This is a genomic window from Comamonas sp. B-9, assembly GCF_000410635.1.
In the GTDB taxonomy this organism is placed as follows: Bacteria; Pseudomonadota; Gammaproteobacteria; order Burkholderiales; family Burkholderiaceae_C; genus Comamonas.
Genome location: NZ_KE148666.1, coordinates 6,265 through 6,653, shown reverse-complemented (window position 1 = coordinate 6,653; position 389 = coordinate 6,265). Strand labels below are relative to the sequence as shown.

Below are 389 nucleotides of genomic sequence, written 5' to 3'. Positions count from 1 at the left end.
GCTCGACTGCGTGATGCCTGGCGAGAGTGGCTTTTCGCTGTGCCGCAAGATCAAGGCCCACCCGGCCTGGGCCCATGTGCCGGTCATCTTCATGACCGGGCTGTCGGAGACCGACCATATCGTCGAGGGCTTTGCCTGCGGCGGCGTGGACTATGTCGTCAAGCCGCTGAAGCTGCCCGAGGTGCTGGCGCGCCTGGCCCGCCATATGCACAACGCCCATGTGGGCCGCATGGCCCAGGCCGCGGTCGATGTGGCCGGCATGGGCGTGGTGGTGCTCGACCGCCAGGGGCGCCTGGCCTGGCGCTCACCGCAAGCGGCGCTGTGGCTGGAGCAGGCCTTTGGCGCCAGCGCCGCAGCGGCAACGGCCTGGTTGCAGTCGGCCTGGGATA

The 389-nt window shown here is 69.4% G+C and carries 1 protein-coding gene; it reads left to right on the top strand.

The annotated features are described in order from the left end of the window. Nucleotides 1–389, top strand: a 389-nt coding sequence (locus H928_RS33830) for a response regulator (protein ID WP_239645063.1), incomplete at both ends; no start/stop codon positions are given.